Source organism: Pedobacter nototheniae (assembly GCF_004335085.1).
In the GTDB taxonomy this organism is placed as follows: Bacteria; Bacteroidota; Bacteroidia; order Sphingobacteriales; family Sphingobacteriaceae; genus Pedobacter; species Pedobacter nototheniae.
Window position 1 is genome coordinate 184,032 of the sequence record NZ_RQRS01000005.1, and the last position, 16,443, is coordinate 200,474.

At 33.7% G+C, this 16,443-nt stretch carries 16 protein-coding genes; 5 read left to right on the plus strand and 11 right to left on the minus strand.

Annotated features, from left to right (window positions below; translation table 11 throughout):
* The gene (locus EHC72_RS06765) at positions 1 to 735 is read right to left on the minus strand and encodes a (Fe-S)-binding protein (protein ID WP_131536912.1); all 735 of its coding nucleotides are present in this window, start codon (positions 733 to 735) and stop codon (positions 1 to 3) included.
* A gap of 165 nt (positions 736 to 900) precedes the next feature.
* Here EHC72_RS06765 and EHC72_RS06770 point away from each other — a divergent pair, with 165 nt between their 5' ends.
* Positions 901 to 1,764: an AraC family transcriptional regulator gene (locus EHC72_RS06770; protein WP_131536913.1), complete on the plus strand. Its 864-nt coding sequence runs from the start codon at positions 901 to 903 to the stop codon at positions 1,762 to 1,764.
* Between the two features lie 4 nt (positions 1,765 to 1,768).
* Here the strand turns inward: EHC72_RS06770 and EHC72_RS06775 are convergent, their stop codons facing one another.
* The 10 genes from EHC72_RS06775 to EHC72_RS06820 form a co-directional block, all read right to left on the minus strand.
* A complete protein-coding gene (locus tag EHC72_RS06775) occupies positions 1,769 to 2,440 on the minus strand; it encodes a peptidase associated/transthyretin-like domain-containing protein (protein ID WP_199158823.1) in 672 nt (223 codons plus the stop codon).
* A 107-nt stretch (positions 2,441 to 2,547) separates the two neighbouring features.
* On the minus strand, positions 2,548 to 3,117 hold the full coding sequence (locus tag EHC72_RS06780) for a Maf family protein (RefSeq protein WP_131536915.1): 570 nt from the start codon (positions 3,115 to 3,117) through the stop codon (positions 2,548 to 2,550).
* 79 nt (positions 3,118 to 3,196) lie between these two features.
* On the minus strand, positions 3,197 to 3,580 hold the full coding sequence (locus EHC72_RS06785; RefSeq protein ID WP_131536916.1) for a hypothetical protein: 384 nt from the start codon (positions 3,578 to 3,580) through the stop codon (positions 3,197 to 3,199).
* A gap of 127 nt (positions 3,581 to 3,707) precedes the next feature.
* Positions 3,708 to 4,538, minus strand: coding sequence for a universal stress protein (locus EHC72_RS06790; RefSeq protein WP_131536917.1), 831 nt, complete (start codon positions 4,536 to 4,538; stop codon positions 3,708 to 3,710).
* A gap of 494 nt (positions 4,539 to 5,032) precedes the next feature.
* Positions 5,033 to 5,560 carry a KdsC family phosphatase gene (locus EHC72_RS06795; RefSeq protein ID WP_131536918.1) on the minus strand — a complete coding sequence of 176 codons (528 nt, stop codon included), beginning with the start codon at positions 5,558 to 5,560 and terminating at the stop codon, positions 5,033 to 5,035.
* An 87-nt stretch (positions 5,561 to 5,647) separates the two neighbouring features.
* The gene (gene iscX, locus EHC72_RS06800; RefSeq protein WP_131536919.1) at positions 5,648 to 5,890 is read right to left on the minus strand and encodes a Fe-S cluster assembly protein IscX; all 243 of its coding nucleotides are present in this window, start codon (positions 5,888 to 5,890) and stop codon (positions 5,648 to 5,650) included.
* A 65-nt stretch (positions 5,891 to 5,955) separates the two neighbouring features.
* Positions 5,956 to 6,288 (minus strand): 2Fe-2S iron-sulfur cluster-binding protein, encoded by a 333-nt coding sequence (locus tag EHC72_RS06805; RefSeq protein ID WP_131536920.1) that lies wholly within the window; start codon positions 6,286 to 6,288, stop codon positions 5,956 to 5,958.
* Between the two features lie 39 nt (positions 6,289 to 6,327).
* Entirely contained in the window at positions 6,328 to 7,092 is a 765-nt protein-coding gene (locus EHC72_RS06810; RefSeq protein ID WP_131536921.1) for a Rossmann-like and DUF2520 domain-containing protein, read from the minus strand.
* A gap of 1 nt (position 7,093) precedes the next feature.
* The gene (locus tag EHC72_RS06815; protein ID WP_131536922.1) at positions 7,094 to 9,559 is read right to left on the minus strand and encodes a heme lyase CcmF/NrfE family subunit; all 2,466 of its coding nucleotides are present in this window, start codon (positions 9,557 to 9,559) and stop codon (positions 7,094 to 7,096) included.
* A gap of 5 nt (positions 9,560 to 9,564) precedes the next feature.
* On the minus strand, positions 9,565 to 10,002 hold the full coding sequence (locus tag EHC72_RS06820) for a cytochrome c maturation protein CcmE domain-containing protein (RefSeq protein ID WP_131536923.1): 438 nt from the start codon (positions 10,000 to 10,002) through the stop codon (positions 9,565 to 9,567).
* Between the two features lie 314 nt (positions 10,003 to 10,316).
* On the opposite strand from EHC72_RS06820, the gene EHC72_RS06825 reads away from it, so the two are divergent.
* The 4 genes from EHC72_RS06825 to EHC72_RS06840 all read left to right on the plus strand — a co-directional run bounded on the left by EHC72_RS06825 (position 10,317) and on the right by EHC72_RS06840 (position 16,230).
* Entirely contained in the window at positions 10,317 to 10,997 is a 681-nt protein-coding gene (locus EHC72_RS06825; protein ID WP_131536924.1) for a hypothetical protein, read from the plus strand.
* A 55-nt stretch (positions 10,998 to 11,052) separates the two neighbouring features.
* On the plus strand, positions 11,053 to 13,080 hold the full coding sequence (locus tag EHC72_RS06830) for a hypothetical protein (RefSeq protein ID WP_131536925.1): 2,028 nt from the start codon (positions 11,053 to 11,055) through the stop codon (positions 13,078 to 13,080).
* Positions 13,081 to 13,140: 60 nt separating this feature from the next.
* Complete coding sequence (locus EHC72_RS06835) at positions 13,141 to 14,493, plus strand: hypothetical protein (protein WP_131536926.1); 1,353 nt, start codon at positions 13,141 to 13,143, stop codon at positions 14,491 to 14,493.
* A 126-nt stretch (positions 14,494 to 14,619) separates the two neighbouring features.
* On the plus strand, positions 14,620 to 16,230 hold the full coding sequence (locus EHC72_RS06840) for a Na+/H+ antiporter (RefSeq protein WP_131536927.1): 1,611 nt from the start codon (positions 14,620 to 14,622) through the stop codon (positions 16,228 to 16,230).
* Positions 16,231 to 16,443 lie beyond the last annotated feature (213 nt).

Below are 16,443 nucleotides of genomic sequence, written 5' to 3' on the forward strand. Positions count from 1 at the left end.
CTATTCGGCGTTAAGTATTTCTGCAATGTGGATTACCTTAACTTTGCTATTAGCACGCTTTAAAATCCCTTCCATATGCATTAAGCACGACATATCTGCTGCTGTGATGTATTCGGCGCTGTTATCTATATGATCTTTAATTCTATCTTTTCCCATTTTAAAAGAAACTGCTTCTTCGGTTACACAAAATGTTCCACCAAAGCCACAGCACTCATCTTTTCTTTTCAAATCAATTAAATCCAACCCCTTAACCATTTTCAGTAAAGTTTCGGGTTTCGAAAACTGAGTTTCGTTTAACTCTGACATGCTTGCTAAACGTAATCCACGTTGCCCGTGGCAGCTTTGATGTAGGCCAACCTTATAAGGGAAATTGGCGGTTAGGTTTTCTATTTTTAAAACATCTGTTAAAAATTCAACCAGTTCATAAACGTTATTGCGTATTTGTTGAGTTTCTTCGGCTTTGCCCGATCCATGCAAATGCTCTTTAATATGCAAAACACAGCTTCCCGATGGGGAAACAACATAATCAAAACCAGTAAAATTTTCTATAAAGCAATTATTTATGGGCTGCGTAAGGTGCTCATAACCTGAATTTGCTAGCGGCTGACCACAGCAAGTTTGCTTTTCGGGATAGTAAACATCCACACCAAATTTTTCTAGTAATTGCAAAGTTGCAATTCCCACCTGGGGATAAAACTGATCGATGTAACATGGTATGAATAATCCAACTCTCATAAAAACTGTAAATGGCTAGATGCTATTGAACATACAAATAAAACTTTTATAGCATATTTAAAACTTTACTTCATTGCCTAATTATTAAGCGATATTGGAATATATATTACTTTTAACGATCTTTATTGCAAATTGGATTAAATTTTAACCAAGTATTTCTTAAAAATGAAACCTCATCTATTAAAAGTGTCTCCTACATCGGCACAATCTTTTAGTGCCAGAAGAGATATGATGCCCGATGTTAATAACAGATGGCATTACCACTCTGCGCTTGAATTGATTTATTTCAAAAGAGGTAGAGGAACCCAGTTTATTGGAGATAATATCAAAAATTTTAGTGATGGCGATGTTGTTTTAGTGGGGCGAAATTTACCGCATTACTGGCGATTTGATAGCGAATATTTTGAAAACTCAGGTCAAACAACTGCCGATATTTATGTAGTGCATTTTGAAGAGAATTTTTGGGGAAGTAGTTTTTTAGATCTTCCGGAAAATACGGAGATCAAGAAGGTTATAGAACAATCTAAACAGGGCATGCAGATTACCGGAAATTCTAAAGCCACAATTGGCAACCTTATTGTAGATATTGTAGAAGCTACGGGTACAAAAAAGATCCTTTCACTTTTAGAGGCTTTAATAGAGATAAGTCATTGTAAGGAAATCAATTACCTTGTTTCTTTAGGTTTTCAATCGAACTTTCAGGATACTGAAAAAGACCGAATACAGGCGATATACAACTATACATTAACAAATTATAAAAAGAAAATAGATCTAAAGGAGATTGCGGAAATTGCTAAAATCAGCCCTAATTCATTTTGTAAATTCTTTAAATCAAGAAGCCGAAAAACTTATACTCAGTTTACAAACGAGATTAGAATTGGGCAGGCTTGCAAATTACTTATCGAAAACCAAATGAGTGTTAAAGAAATATGTTATGAAAGCGGCTTTAATAATTTCGCCAGCTTTCATAAATGTTTTAAAGATATTATGGGTAAAAGTCCATTAAAGTATCAGCAGGAGTTTATGTAGCCTTTTAGTTTTTCTTGATAATTATTTTGCCCATTATCATTGGTTCATATTGAATTAAAACCATATCTTTTTGTTTAGAACCAGAAAAATCAATTTTTAAAGCAGATTGATTTCTGTTATATGTTACAATTAAACGGTTGTTTTTATAATCAAAACCCTTCTCCAACTTAATTTCATATCTACCTTTGGCATCTGTAAAGGCAAACATATTGGTATTTTCAATCGCTACTCTAATACCTTGCGCAGCCGGTTTATTATTTGCATTAAGCACGTAACCATATATTATTTTAACAGGCTCCGTTTTAGGATCGTCGGTAATACCTTTAAACGTGGATATTGTAGTTTCTACTTTTGATGAAGCCATTACCTGGGCATTTTGCAAAAAAATACTAGCGCTAATTGTTAAAGCACCTAAATATTTCATCCAGTTTCTTTGGTTTGGGGCAACTACTAAATGATAAGAAAGTTGGTTCAACTGTTTCTGACTTAATCTTCCGCAAACTTCAGATGAAGATTCTGATAAAGTTTTAATAATTTCTGCATTTGTATAGGTAGAAAAATCAACTACACATTTACTGCAGGCTTCACAAAAATTATGTCCTTCTCGTTTTTCCATTTGTTCCCAATTTTGAGAACAAGGTTCGGCTATTGATATATTTATGGATGTAGTTTTCATTGTTTCTTATTTACATACATGATGTAAACAGAAAACCTATTCCATAAAAAGCGTATAAAAAATTATTGATGGGATAATGCTTTTTAATATCCAGAGAAAAAAATGAATTATTTACTAAACTCAATAAGCTCATTATAAAGCTTTTCTGTTGGCAGCCCCATAACATTTGTATAAGAACCTTCTATTCTTTGTACCACAACAATTCCCCACCAATCTTGTACTCCATAACTTCCAGCTTTATCGTATGGTTTAAAGTTGTCTATATAAAAATCTATTTCCTCGCTGCTTACAGTTTTGCAATACACCTCTGTACGATCATAAAATGAAGTTATTTTATCGCCCAAAGCTAATGTAACGCCTGTATAAACCTCATGTTTACTGCCCGAAAGCTTGTGTAACATTTCTTGTGCATGCTCTCGATTTTCGGGTTTACCCAAAATTTCGCCATTTAAAGCTACTATTGTATCTGCTGTTACTACTATTTTATCATCAGAATGAAAAGCCTTAGCTTTTTTTTCGGAAATATAAACTGCAATTTCTGCAGGGATTAAACCTTCAGGATAACTTTCATCAACATCTTTTAATTCAATAGAAAAGTTTAACCCCATTAACTTTAAAAGTTCTTGTCTACGAGGCGATTTTGAGGCTAAAATAATTGAAGGAAAGTTAAACGGCATAATTTTATTTTTCGCTAAAATAAGAAAAGCGGCCAAAAGCCGCTTTCATTATTTAATCTTTTTTTTGCCGGTAGACTGGTTATTTTCCACCGCCCTGGCGATTTTGCATTGCTGCTCTTTGTTCTTCTTGCCAAGCTTTATAAGCAGTTTTTTGATCGTCAGTTAATAAAGCTGTAACCTTTTCATCAGTTTCTTTTCTCAACTTCATTGATTTTTCTCGCATTGCATCGCGATCGCCATTAGCTTCTTCTCTAATTTTAGCCATTGCCGTTCCTTGTTCGGTGTAAATAGCAGTAACTTTAGTTTTTTGATCGTCGCTAAGTTTTAACTTCTCAGCTAACATATCAACCATCTTTTTTGCCCGTTCTTCTGGTGTTCCGCCCATACGACCGCCACCTTGTTGCGCATTTGCATAAGTTATTACTGAAAATAACAAAGCGCAAATCATCATTAATTTTTTCATATTGTTGTTTTTGTTGAATTATAGTTGTTGGAGAACAAAAACAGACTAAAGTTTAAACCCTTAAATGTAACATCACCGTTGCAAAATTAAATTAGTTTTAACCACTAAAAATGCTGGTTAAAAACCTTTAATCTTTTAACAATAAAACAGGGATGTGAGATTTAACTGTTAGTTTATGTGAAACACTTTGATGCAATAAACCCTCAAAAAAGCTGTATTTTTTCGGCAGGGCGATAATAATTTGTGCTTCTTCTGCCTTTGCAAACTTTACGATTCCTTTAATGGTGTCTTCATGATCTGAGTAGTGGTATTGTGGTTTGTAATCCTTCAGCATATCCCTTAAAGCATTTTCCTCTTCAGGATTAACCGTATGTGCAGGATTAATATTTAATACCAGCAACTCAATTGTATGCTTGCTCAAAATTTTCTTCAAAGCATTAACGGGTACTACTTCCTTTACCTTTTTAAAATCGCAAGCCAAAATTCCTTTTCTTATAGATTGATATTCTGCCTTTGGAGGTACAACTAAAACGGGCACAGGACTCGCTTTTGAAATTTTTATGGCATTAGAACCTATATCGCTTTCGTCTTTTGCTTTCTTACCGTTGCTACCAATTATAATTAAATCTATTTCTTCTTTGTTAACGCGATCTACAATTGATCTCAAAAGGGTTTCTCTTGAAAGTGAAATTTCTATATCCGCATGCGGGTTAATTTCCAATAAATTGTTTTTTATCTTATTAAGCGCATTTAATCTGGCCTCTATTTCATCAGCAATGCGATCATCTGTTGTTACAATTAAATCTGGAGTTGGTAAAATACTTTCATATTCAGAAACGTAATAAGAATTTAATAGTATAAGCTTACAATCAGTCATTGTCCAGCTTAATCTGGCGGCATATTTGGCAGCATGTTCTGCCGTTTTAGAAAAATCTACAGGTATTAAATAGGTATTCATATCGGTGAAATTACATTATTAAGCATTTTTTATTAATCAATCGATTGATTAATATTGTATGTAAATTTCGGGTATAAACTTATTTAATGCAAGTTTTTAATGTCTAAATTTTATAATCTTATGCATAATTACGAATTTGAAATTCGTTTTATTTATCCTTCGCGATGCCTTGCAGAACATCACGAAGAGCTTAAGGAACTTAAAATATTAGCGCTGTTCTGGATGTTAGCTTGTGCATCCTGAACAGAAAATAATTACGAATTTGAAATTCGTTTTACTTATCCTTCGCGATGCCTTGCAGAACATCACGAAGAGCTTAAACATCACGAAGAGCTTAATTTGAAATTTAGCGCTGTTCTGGATGTTAGCTTGCGCATCCTGAACGCAAAATAATTACGAATTTTAAATTCGTTTTACTTATCCTTCGCGATGCCTTGCAGAACATCACGAAAAGCTTAAAGAACTTAAAATATTGTTTTGTAAAGTGTTATAAGTTATTTACCTGAATCGGCGGCATTAGGATTTTCATCATTCCACTTATGTTGCACCTTCATTACCTTTTCGATAATATCCCTAACAGCTGTTTTGCCTCCGGTATAAGGGGAAATAAATGTAGAAATTGCTTTAATTTCTTCCACTGCATCTGCAGGGCAAGTGGCTAAGCCAACCAGTTTCATCACTTTTAAATCAGGAATATCATCACCCATATATAATACGTTGGTGGCTGATATTCTTTTATCCAAAAGATATTGTTTAAAAATTTGAACTTTATCACCTGCGCCTAAATAAACATCAGTAATGCCCAAATTTTCTAAGCGTTTTTCCATAGCCAAGCCCTTTCCGCCAGAAATAATGCAAACGTGATAGCCTTTTTTAACGGCTAATTGTAATGCATAGCCATCTTTAATGTTAAAGGTGCGAAGTGCTTGCCCATTATCGGTTGCCTGCACTGTACCATCAGTTAGCACACCATCAACATCAAAAATAAAGGTTGTTATTTCTTTAAGTTTTTCGAGAAACATTTGAGCTGGGGGTTTTGAATTGGAAATTTATTATTTAGAATTTGGAGTTAACTTATAATGTTTAACTCCAAATTCTTAATTATATAATTACTGATTATCTCTCCACTCGTAAACCCAGGCAGATTGAATTTGCTCTAAATGTCCTTCTGAGCTTTCCTCACGGGTACCTTTAAAGTTTGGTAATTCTAAAACCCATTCTAATAATTCAGTAAAACGGATGCGATAGATTTTAGTTTCAGAAAAATCATCACCAAACTTTTCATATAAAGACATTGCAATATCTTCATAATCGTTCCAGTGAATGGGTAAAGCAAATTTATCGTTATTCATGTTTTGTTGTTGGTTTAATGTATAATGTTTGGTTTCAGACTGACGACTTAGGAATTAAGAATTTCTTAGTGGCCCATAAAGCCTGATTGATCTGGAATAGTTACTTCAATATCTCCGTTTATAACTACGCATTGGCAACCTAAGCGTGAAGTAATTTTTGGACGAACGGCTCTATCAATAAAATCTTCTTCCTTATCTGAAATTTCCTGAATGTTATCCATTCCTTTGGTTACATAAACATGGCAGGTACTGCAACCGCAAACGCCACCACAATTATGCTGTAACTCGATGCCGTTATCCAGGCAAACATCTAAAACAGATTCTCCGGCGGCTATAGGTAATTCTACAGGGTCGTGATCTGCTTCTTCAAAATTTATTTTTAGTTTATAAATACTCATAATATGTTGCAAAAGTAATAAGCAAAAGCGGCAATTATACTATTTATAAGTTAATTTAATGCTATCGCTCAATGTTTCATAAATGTTATGCAATTCGGGCATGCTTTCTAACCTGCTCAAATGTGCTTTTATTGTACTTTCATCATGCCTTACCGCCGGCCCCGTTTGTACAGTTTCGGGTAAGTTGTCTTTAATTTTATCTGCAGTTTCTGCAATTAAAGGTCTAATGATGTCGAAATCTAAATTATTGGCGGATAAAATTTCGTTTGCTAAAGTATATAAGTGATTGGTAAAGTTGCAGGCAAAAACGGCTGCAAGGTGTAAAACCTTACGTTTATCGCCATTAAGCTGGTAAACTTTATCACTTAGTTTATTAGCCAACTGTTTTAAAATATCCAGTTGTTGTTGATTAGTTGCCTCAATACAAAGAGGAATATTTTTAAAATCTACTGCTTTATTTTTTGAAAATGTTTGCAGCGGATAAAATACACCTGCATGGGTAACATATGCCGAAAGTAGTTTAATATCTGTTGTTCCAGATGTGTGAACCACTAAACCACTTACATTTTTTAAACTAGCGGCAACTTGTTCAATGGCATCATCTTTTACGGCAATTATGTATAAATCTGCCTGCTTATCTATTATTGATAATTGATGAACAGCAGCAGATCCAATTCTTTCGGCAAGACTGGTGGCGTTTATTAAGTTAGGACTGTAAACCTGTACAATATCTTCTCCGTTGGCTTTTAAAGCTATGGCTAAGTGCGTGGCTACATTTCCTGATCCTAATAAAACAATCTTCATTTTATGCGGTTTTAGCTTCTTTTCTTCTTCTGAAAATAGAAAGTAAGAAACCAACAACCATTACAATTGTACCTGCCCAATATAAGTTAATGAAAGGGAATTCTATCGCTTTGAAAACAACCCAATCTTTAGCTTGCTGTGGTTTCTCAAAAATTTGTAGCTCTACTTTTTTCTCTTCAGGTAATACTTTAGAAAAACGAACTTTTAAATCCAACTCTTCTACTTTACGAGCAAAATCGAAAGTATTATTTCCTTTAATTAAGAAAATAGGTTCGGTGTTATAAATTTTACCTGCCGAATTAATTTCCAAGGGTAAACCAACAGCAAAATCACCTTGTGCTAAAACTAAATCTTTGGCAGCTGGCTTATTATTTAGTGCTTTAACGGTAATAATACCACTTGATGTATGGATGGTATCTCCTGCGGAAACTTTTACAATACGAGGTTCTTTATAATTTTCATCATCTGAGTGCCCTTCATGATCTTCGTGATCGGCTTTTTTAATAGCAGCACTTGTAATGTGCGTGTACACATCATAAGTTAAGTAATGCTTGGTATCAGGGGAAGCAATTAAGCCCATTTTCTCGTTATCCTGTACGTGTGGGTGCAGGTTAAAATCTTCCTTAACTTTTCCGCTTTCGTCATAAACCTTAAAGTTAAGCTCGTATGTTGTATTTGGCGCAACGGTTGTATCGCTAACATAAGTTACGGTATACTTACCCATTTTTTTAGGCTCGTTTTTATACAGCATAATGTTTTCGCCTGGTTTTTCTGTTTTTTCAAAATCCTTTACAGGAATAAAGTTATTTGCATTAAGCGAAATTGGTTTATTTGTTGCTGCAGAAATTAAGGCTCCTAATATTAAAAGGGCAAAACCGATGTGCGCAATAGCCGAACCAGCTAATTTAGCCTTACCTCCAAATGCCTGATACAAAATGGTAGCATTTGATAAAATGGCAAACAAACAGCTAAATGTGATTAAAATATACATGGTATTTGTATAAATATCAGCCACATATACCAAACCTGCCGTTAATACTACTGAGAAAATAATGGCCGAAACCAAGCTGCTGTAGAATTTACGTGGATCTGTTCTTTTATATTTTAAATATTGAGAAAATCCTGAAATTAAAGTTATCAGTACCGCAAATGGCGCTTGCCATTGGTTATAATATTTTACAGCATCAATTGGAGGCGAAAACTTGGTGCCAAAAGCTTTATTAAATACTGGAACCGATGTAGAGAAAATAACCTGAATACATGCAATAGTTACCACTAAGGCACCAATAAACATCCAAAACTCACGTGAATAAGTTTCTTCATCCTTACTGGTAATCGGTAAATCTTTCCAACGGATAACAATAAGGTAAATGGCTAATGCAGCAAATACTACATTATATAAAATGAGGTGACCAAACATCCCCATATCGGTAAATGAGTGTACCGATGTATCGCCTAAAATACCACTTCGCGTTAAAAAAGATGCGTACAATACCAATAAGAAACTTAAAAAAACAAGTGCAATTGCAGTAAAGTAAGCATGACCAGTATTTTTATAGGCAATCATTACGTGAACGGCACCAATTAAGGTTAACCATGGAATTAATGATGCATTTTCTACAGGATCCCAAGCCCAGAAACCACCAAAGTTTAAGGCTTCATACGCCCAAAAAGAGCCCATGATAATACCTGTTCCTAAAACCATTACGGCAAAAAGCGTCCATGGCATAGCTGGTTTAATCCATTCTTTATACCTTTTTTGCCAAAGTGCAGCAATACCATAGGCAAAAGGAACAACCATACTAGCAAAACCTAAAAACAATGTTGGAGGGTGTATAACCATCCAATAGTTTTGTAATAATGGATTTAAACCACGTCCATCGGTAATAAATTTAAGGTAATCTTTAAAATTTTCAGGGTTAGCAAAAACTACTGGAGCCATTGCTTTTAAATCAACAGCATCTCTTAAAAGGATGAATGGTGAACTACCGATACGCTCGCCAAAAATTTCAACACCCAACATCATTGAGGTTAAAAACACCTGAGAAAAAGCAACAACAGTCATTACTGGCTTTTCCCAAGTTTTGGCTTTCCAAATTAATATAGCGCCTAAAAGTGATTGCCAGAATGCCCAAAGCCAAAAACTACCCTCCTGTCCTTCCCAAAAGGCAGAAATAATATAATAAACAGGAAGTTGTTTTGATGAGTGAAAATAAACGTAATTGTATTCGTTATAATGACCTAATATTAAATAAAATAGAATGGCACCAATACCAATAATACTAAACCAGTTAACCAAAAAGCCTATACGACCAAGGTTTCGCCATGATTTATCTTCTAAATTTTTATCTTTACTGGCATAAAAATATGCTATGGTTGATAGCAATGATGCACTAAATGCCAATACAATAAAAAACTGTCCGATTTTACCCGGCAACAGGTTTTCGCCTACAAATTGAATATCCATTAAAATTAATTATATTTTTTAACCTCTCCGTCTTTTCCTACTGATTCTACCTTACCGTCTTTATTTACTTCAACAAGGTTATCGTTATATTTAGAAGGGCACTTCATTAAAATTTTCGAAGCGTAGAAAATGTCTTTATCCATTTTACCGATCAGAACTAATTTTTCTGAACGTTCAAAGTCTTGAGGTTTCGTTCCGCTGTAAACTACTTTACGTACTTCGCCTTTCTCATCCTTCATGTGGAAAGAAAAATGATTGGCGTCTTTAACAGCGTCGTAGTACATTCCCTGAGATTTTTCCCAGTAGCCCATTACATGCTCCTCTTTATTAGATTTAGAGGCTTGAGTAAAATTAGAGTAAGTATCTGTATTCGCATTTAAGCTGAATAAAATTCCTACGGAAATTGCTATTGTGATTAGCCCAATGATTGCACTTTTCTTCATGTTTATATTAATTGTAAAAGCTGGCAACAAAGATAGAAAATTAGGTATAGCAGAGCCTATTTTACATTTTTCTTGTCTTTATATTGACAATTAACTGATAGTTTTGACACAAAAAAAATAAACCTGACAGCAATTTATAATTGTTCTATAAAAAAATCGGTTTCGGATAACAATTTTTGTCCAAGTTTGTTGTTTGAGTAATGTTATGCAACAATGTTTACTGTAAAAAGATTTGACACTCAAAATTCCGTGTTAAATTGCTAAGTTTGACCTGCAGATACATACCTAATCGTAAAACATAATCCTAAATTAACATGAGCCTTAAGCAGTTCTATGCACTTTTATTATTTATTTTTTTAATTCCGACACTAAGTTCTTGTTTTCAAGTTATTGAAGAAATTACCATGAGAAACGATGGTACTGGTGATGTTGTACTTACTATAAACTTAAGTCAAAGCAAAACTAAGGTAGCTTCGGTAATGCTTTTAGATAGTGTACAAGGCTATAAAGTGCCTAGCAAACAAAAAATACAACAGGAATTGAATGAAGCAGTGGTTTATTTAAGAAAATCGGAAGGAATTAGTAATGTAAAAAGCACTACTGATTTTAATAATTATATTGCTACAATCAGCTTTTCTTTTAAGGATGTTTCGAACATTAACAACATTACTAAAAACATATTAACACAGCATAAAATTAAGGCTACCAACAGTTCATCCTATAGTTATAATAAGGCAACTGGTTTATTTAGCAGAAAATACCAGGCTGCTGGCACTGCAAAAACAGAATTTAACAAATTAAAATCTCAGGATAAAGCTGTTTTTAACACAGCTAGTTATACCAGCATCTATCGTTTTGATAAGTTTGTGGAAACGGTAAGCAATCCGGCGGCAAATATTTCTAAATCAAAAAAAGCAGTAATGTTAAAAAGTTCCATTATGGATTTAATTAATGGAAAAACAAACGTTTCTAATCAAATACAACTATCTAAATAAAATTGATTGTGCAACAAATAAAATGCGCAGTTCATTAACATCTAAAAAAAACATAATGAAAAAAATTCTAATTGCAATCTCATTCCTCCTACTAATAAAAACGGTATCGGCACAAGATTTAGTAAAAAAAATACCAGCCAACGCGTTTACCGTCGCCACAATAAAAGGTGATAATGTTTTTAAGCTCATGTTTGTTAAAGATTTTAACGAATCTTTTTTGGGCAAGAAGCTTTTAGCAGAAACTTCTAAATCAATGGAAAAAGATTTTACCAGCATTGAAGACTTCGGTATAAATCTTGAAAAAAGCATGTATTACTTCAACCAGTTTACGGATAGTATTTATTACAACTGCTTTTTAATTCCTTTAAAAGATGCTACAAAATTTGAAAGCCTGGTAAAAGATCCTAAAATTACCACAAAAGGTGATGTAAATACCTTGATCTTATCTGATAGTACAAGCTTGCTCATGTGGAATAAAAGCATGATGTATTTTGTTACTGGCAGCATAAGAAGTTCATTTTTTGCTGATTCTTTAAAGGCTGCAAAATATGGAATAAAAGATATCAGATATCAAAACAATTATGATACAGTAGCAGATAGTGCTGCCGTGGCTGTAGACTCTACCTACGTTATGGATGCCGCTGCAACAGCTGCCCCGGCATATGATGATACAGATATGCCTGTAAAAAAGACTATTCAAAAGAAAAAAACAGCTAAAAAACAAATAGTTAAAAAAGGTTCAAAGAAAAAATCTTCTAAAGGGAAAGTTGCTCCAAAGAAAAAAAGAGAAACCATAATTATTGATGAAGAACCGCCAAAAACAACAGAAGAATTAGATTCTGCAATGGTTGCTATAGGAGCAACCCCATATGATCGATATGATGAATACCAAGGGGAGCGCAAAGAACAAGAAGATAAGAAGAAAAGATTGGCCTTTGTATGGATGACGGCACAGGCAGATATGATTTTCAATGGTAATTATGAATCCATCAGCAGTAACAAATCATACACAAATAGCCTTGATGATAAAGCAATTGCAAGCGTTTGGGTATCAAGCTTGCAAGATGTTTATAATATGCTAACGCCTGAATTAAGTACCTACAGCCCTTACAGCAAATCGGGCATAATGAAGGGTTATGGTAGCTTAAGTTCAAAATTGTTTATGGATAAGCAAAGTTTCCGCATTTCTGCCGAATTAGAACTTGCAAAGGAACAGGCCGATTCTTATAAAAAAATTATGAATAGAAAGTTGAATAAAAACTTTCTTAAATATGTAAATAGTGAGAAAGCGGTAGGGTTTATGAGCTATTCAATAGATACTAAAGCTTACCTTGAAGAATTTCCTAAATTAATGAAACAAACTTATGGCTCTATTTTAGGTGGCAAAATGGATGAAGAAATTGAATTGGGAACTGATTTATTTTCTCTTTTATTAGATGAAGAAGCTGTAAGTAAAGTGGTTAAAGGCGATGCTCTTTTTGTAATTAATGGTTTAAATACAAAAGATGTAGAATATACGGGTTATGATTATGATGATGATTATAACCGTGTTGAGGTTAAGAAAACAAAAAAAGAAACCCTCCCTGATTTCCTTTTCATGTTTTCATCAGAAGATACCAAGTTGTTTCAAAAGCTAATTAAATACGGTATTAACAAAAACTATGTTACGCCACAGCAAGGAATTTATAAGTTTAAAGAAAGTAAAAGCCCTATTGATGTTTATTTTATGATTAAGGATGGCATTGTATTTTTTGGCAATTCATTAACTGAAATGCAAAATATTTACAACAACCAGTTTAACGCTACCATTAGCAAAAAACATAAAGATTTATTGGCAAAAAATAATTTCAGCATGTTTTTTAATCCTAAAAATTTAATTGGGAAAATTCCTTCAGAAGAAATTGGTGGTGCAGAAACTGCAGAAAAATTTAATGATACCTTAAGTAAAATGGGCGATGTTTACATGAAATCTAATCCTATTAAAGGGAATATAGTTTCTGGAGAGATTAGTGCTGAAATTCCTAATGGACATGAAAATGCCTTGAAATACCTATTTTCATTAATAGAAAATGCAACGAAATAATTTAATTCTAAAATTACAATTGATCGATTTAACCAATTGAAATAGTTAAGCACAATTGATATGAAGAAATTTTTAAAAATAACAGCAGCAATATTCGTATTGCTGCTTATTTTTTTTGTCGGCACCTTTAAATTCAGGCAATACAAAGCCAACCGCATGCTGATACCTGCAAATGCATCTAGTCTTATCAGAATTAATACCGATGAAATTTATAAAACCATTGGTATAAATGTGATTGCTAACCTGGGTTATTATTTAAATCCTACCCAAAAGAAAAGAAGTAAAGTTGAAGTGAAAAAGTATGATAGCGGTTTGGATGTACCTGCTGCAATCTATTTTTATACTATTGAAGGAAAATCTAAAGATCTTCTTTTTACTCGTTTAAACATTAAGGATTCCGTTGCATTTAAAAATTTTATTACACAAACATTAAGCTTAAATCCCGTAAAAAATGTTGCGAAGGGAGTTTATTCGGCCATTTCTAAGGATAATCGTTTAACCATTTTTTACAATAAAACTTCCGTTGCCCTCTCCTACACATTACGTAATGAAGATTCGGACCGCGTATTATTAGATATTCTGAATGAAAAGAATTTCGTTAAGGTAAGCGAAAGCAATTTTAGCGAGGCTAATCAATATAATGATCATGTTTTACTTTTTACAGATCGTGATAACCTTGCCAAGCTAAATTTTAACGCTGGCAACATAAACATTAGTTATGAGTTTGCTTCCAAAATATTTATCCCTGCAGAAAAGCCCTCACACAGAACCTTTAATCCAGAAAACACAATGAATATTTGGCTTAATGCTAAATTGGAAAAAACTGAGAATAAATTATTTAAACTAAAGGATTTTTCGCTTGATCGCGATAGCATTTCAAAATATTACAATGGCTATTTGGATGTGGAGTGGACAAATTCTACGCAACAAGTAGATTCTATTATTACATACGACTATAATGATGATTTTGAAAAGGTGGAAAAAATAAGCTTACAAAAACGCAATGTCCCTAATTTTTCTATCAATATTGCAGCAAACGCAAGCGGATTAAAACACTATTTACAGCAACAAAACTTTATTATAGCGGATAGTAATGTTGTTAATAAAGCCGTGTTTCCACTTTATAAGTTATTTGTTAATAATGAAAAGGAAAACTTGGTTCTTAGCACGCAAAAAAATAAAAAGCTTAATTTCAAATCTGAGCAAACTTCGGATTTTTTCTATTTGAATATTAATTTTTCTAAACTAAACCAGCAAATAAGTCTTCCGTTTATTGGTAATCAAGCAAAAGCTTTTAAAACACTAGAAATAAAGGGAAAAACTATAGGAACTAATAAAGTGAAAGTTGAAGGAGAACTAACATTCAACAACCAAAACATAAATTCGTTGTACCAATTGCTAAAACTTTTTTAGAGTAAACGTTATTTTAAGTTTTGATTGAGTGCTTACAACAGTTGATTGAACATTTAATGTAACTTGGTTTTTACTTTCAGTGGCTGTAAATTATATTTGATACGTTAATCTATCAAACATCTATAAATGCTGCACGACAATCTTATTTTAGTTCTGGTTTTATTGCTTGGTGTAACCTTTTTGGTTATGATTGGGCAGAAGCTAAAAATCTCTTATCCAATATTTTTGGTACTTGCAGGTTTACTCATCGGCTTTATTCCGGGTATTCCACGCATTAAGGTCGATCCTGAAATTGTTTTTCTACTCTTTTTGCCTCCACTACTGTATGAAGCTGCCTGGTTTACTTCCTGGAAAGATTTTTGGGAATATAAGGGTGCAATCTTTTTAATGGCTGTTGGTTTGGTATTAATCACATCGTTAGCTGTAGCATATGCCTCTGTTGCATTTATTCCAGGTTTTACATTAGCACTTGGCTTTTTATTGGGTGGTATTATTTCACCGCCTGATGCCATTGCCGCAGCCTCTATATTGAAAGGTATAAAAATACCTAAAACGGTTAGTGCGCTTTTAGAGGGCGAAAGTTTAGTAAACGATGCTTCCAGTTTAATTGTATTCAAATTTGCCTTAGTTGCCGTAGTATCCGGAACTTTTGTTTTTCAAGATGCTGCAATAGATTTTGTTTCTGTAGCTGGGCTTGGTATTTTAATAGGTTTAGGTATTGGCGGTATATTTTATGCAATACACCGGTGGATGCCCACTACGGAAAACATTGATACCGTGTTAACCCTACTCACTCCTTACTTTATGTATATCGTAGCCGAACATTTTAAGGCTTCTGGTGTAATGGCAGTGGTATCTGGTGGCCTACTCCTTTCCAGCCAATCGCATGTAATTTTAACATCAAGCTCAAGGGTTAAAGCCGTTTCGGTATGGTCTGCCGTTACCTTTATGCTAAATGGTGTCGTTTTTATCTTAATAGGTTTAGCACTTCCTGATATTGTACATGGCTTGGGGCCAGAATATCCACTACCTACAGCGATTGGTTATGGTGTTGGAATAAGTATTTTAGCATTATTTGTACGTTTCTTCTGGATATTTTCTACAAGCAGATTAACCAGCTTAGTAAATAAAAGAACCAGAGTGCGTTATCAGGGCATCACATGGCACTCATCAATTGTTGTAGTTTGGGCGGGTATGCGTGGCGTGGTTTCATTAGCTGCAGCACTTTCTATTCCAATTATGATTTCAGATCAATTGGCTTTTCCTTTAAGAAATCTAATCCTATTTATCACCTTCGTGGTTATATTGGTTACACTGGTTATCCAGGGACTATCTTTACCGCTTGTTATTAAATTATTAAAAATTCCGGTAATAAAGCACAGACTTTCTGAGCAGGAACAGGCCACACAGATTAAGTTAAAATTAATAGATCTTTCATTAGATAAATTAAAGGCTGATTATCAATATCAATGCACTCATAATGAACTTATGGTAAATTTAAAGGCCGAACTTCAGCATTCACTAGTAGAACAAAAAGATACTTTACAGGCTATAAAAACTGGCGAAATAGATCAACAGGATTTAAAGGCTTATCATGAAATTATGCTGGCCCTAATACAAACACAGCGTGATGAATTACACCATCTTAAAAGCAATAAAAATTATGATGATGATGTGATAAGGAAAGAAGAATGGCGTTTAGATTTGGAAGAACTAAGTATTTCTTCATCTGATTAATAAGTGCTAGGATAAAATTCTAATTTTTCTTCAACCATTATTTTAACTAAGGTTAGAAGCGAATTATTTTGGAAACCATTGTCAGTAGCTTTTGGCTAATGCAGCCCCGCCGCTTGCGGTAGCGAGAGGCAAGAATACTAACTGCGGGAGCTAGAATACTCAGCCGCTGCTCTTTAATTACGCTCCGTAACCTTTTCATTTGACATGCGAAAG

Excerpts from the sequence above, each read along its gene's own strand:
- EHC72_RS06765 (WP_131536912.1), bottom strand. The coding sequence starts at position 735 with ATGAGAGTTGGATTATTCATACCATGTTACATCGATCAGTTTTATCCC.
- EHC72_RS06770 (WP_131536913.1), top strand. The coding sequence starts at position 901 with ATGAAACCTCATCTATTAAAAGTGTCTCCTACATCGGCACAATCTTTT.
- EHC72_RS06775 (WP_199158823.1), bottom strand. The coding sequence starts at position 2,440 with ATGAAAACTACATCCATAAATATATCAATAGCCGAACCTTGTTCTCAA.
- EHC72_RS06780 (WP_131536915.1), bottom strand. The coding sequence starts at position 3,117 with ATGCCGTTTAACTTTCCTTCAATTATTTTAGCCTCAAAATCGCCTCGT.
- EHC72_RS06785 (WP_131536916.1), bottom strand. The coding sequence starts at position 3,580 with ATGAAAAAATTAATGATGATTTGCGCTTTGTTATTTTCAGTAATAACT.
- EHC72_RS06790 (WP_131536917.1), bottom strand. The coding sequence starts at position 4,538 with ATGAATACCTATTTAATACCTGTAGATTTTTCTAAAACGGCAGAACAT.
- EHC72_RS06795 (WP_131536918.1), bottom strand. The coding sequence starts at position 5,560 with ATGTTTCTCGAAAAACTTAAAGAAATAACAACCTTTATTTTTGATGTT.
- iscX (WP_131536919.1), bottom strand. The coding sequence starts at position 5,890 with ATGAATAACGATAAATTTGCTTTACCCATTCACTGGAACGATTATGAA.
- EHC72_RS06805 (WP_131536920.1), bottom strand. The coding sequence starts at position 6,288 with ATGAGTATTTATAAACTAAAAATAAATTTTGAAGAAGCAGATCACGAC.
- EHC72_RS06810 (WP_131536921.1), bottom strand. The coding sequence starts at position 7,092 with ATGAAGATTGTTTTATTAGGATCAGGAAATGTAGCCACGCACTTAGCC.
- EHC72_RS06815 (WP_131536922.1), bottom strand. The coding sequence starts at position 9,559 with ATGGATATTCAATTTGTAGGCGAAAACCTGTTGCCGGGTAAAATCGGA.
- EHC72_RS06820 (WP_131536923.1), bottom strand. The coding sequence starts at position 10,002 with ATGAAGAAAAGTGCAATCATTGGGCTAATCACAATAGCAATTTCCGTA.
- EHC72_RS06825 (WP_131536924.1), top strand. The coding sequence starts at position 10,317 with ATGAGCCTTAAGCAGTTCTATGCACTTTTATTATTTATTTTTTTAATT.
- EHC72_RS06830 (WP_131536925.1), top strand. The coding sequence starts at position 11,053 with ATGAAAAAAATTCTAATTGCAATCTCATTCCTCCTACTAATAAAAACG.
- EHC72_RS06835 (WP_131536926.1), top strand. The coding sequence starts at position 13,141 with ATGAAGAAATTTTTAAAAATAACAGCAGCAATATTCGTATTGCTGCTT.
- EHC72_RS06840 (WP_131536927.1), top strand. The coding sequence starts at position 14,620 with ATGCTGCACGACAATCTTATTTTAGTTCTGGTTTTATTGCTTGGTGTA.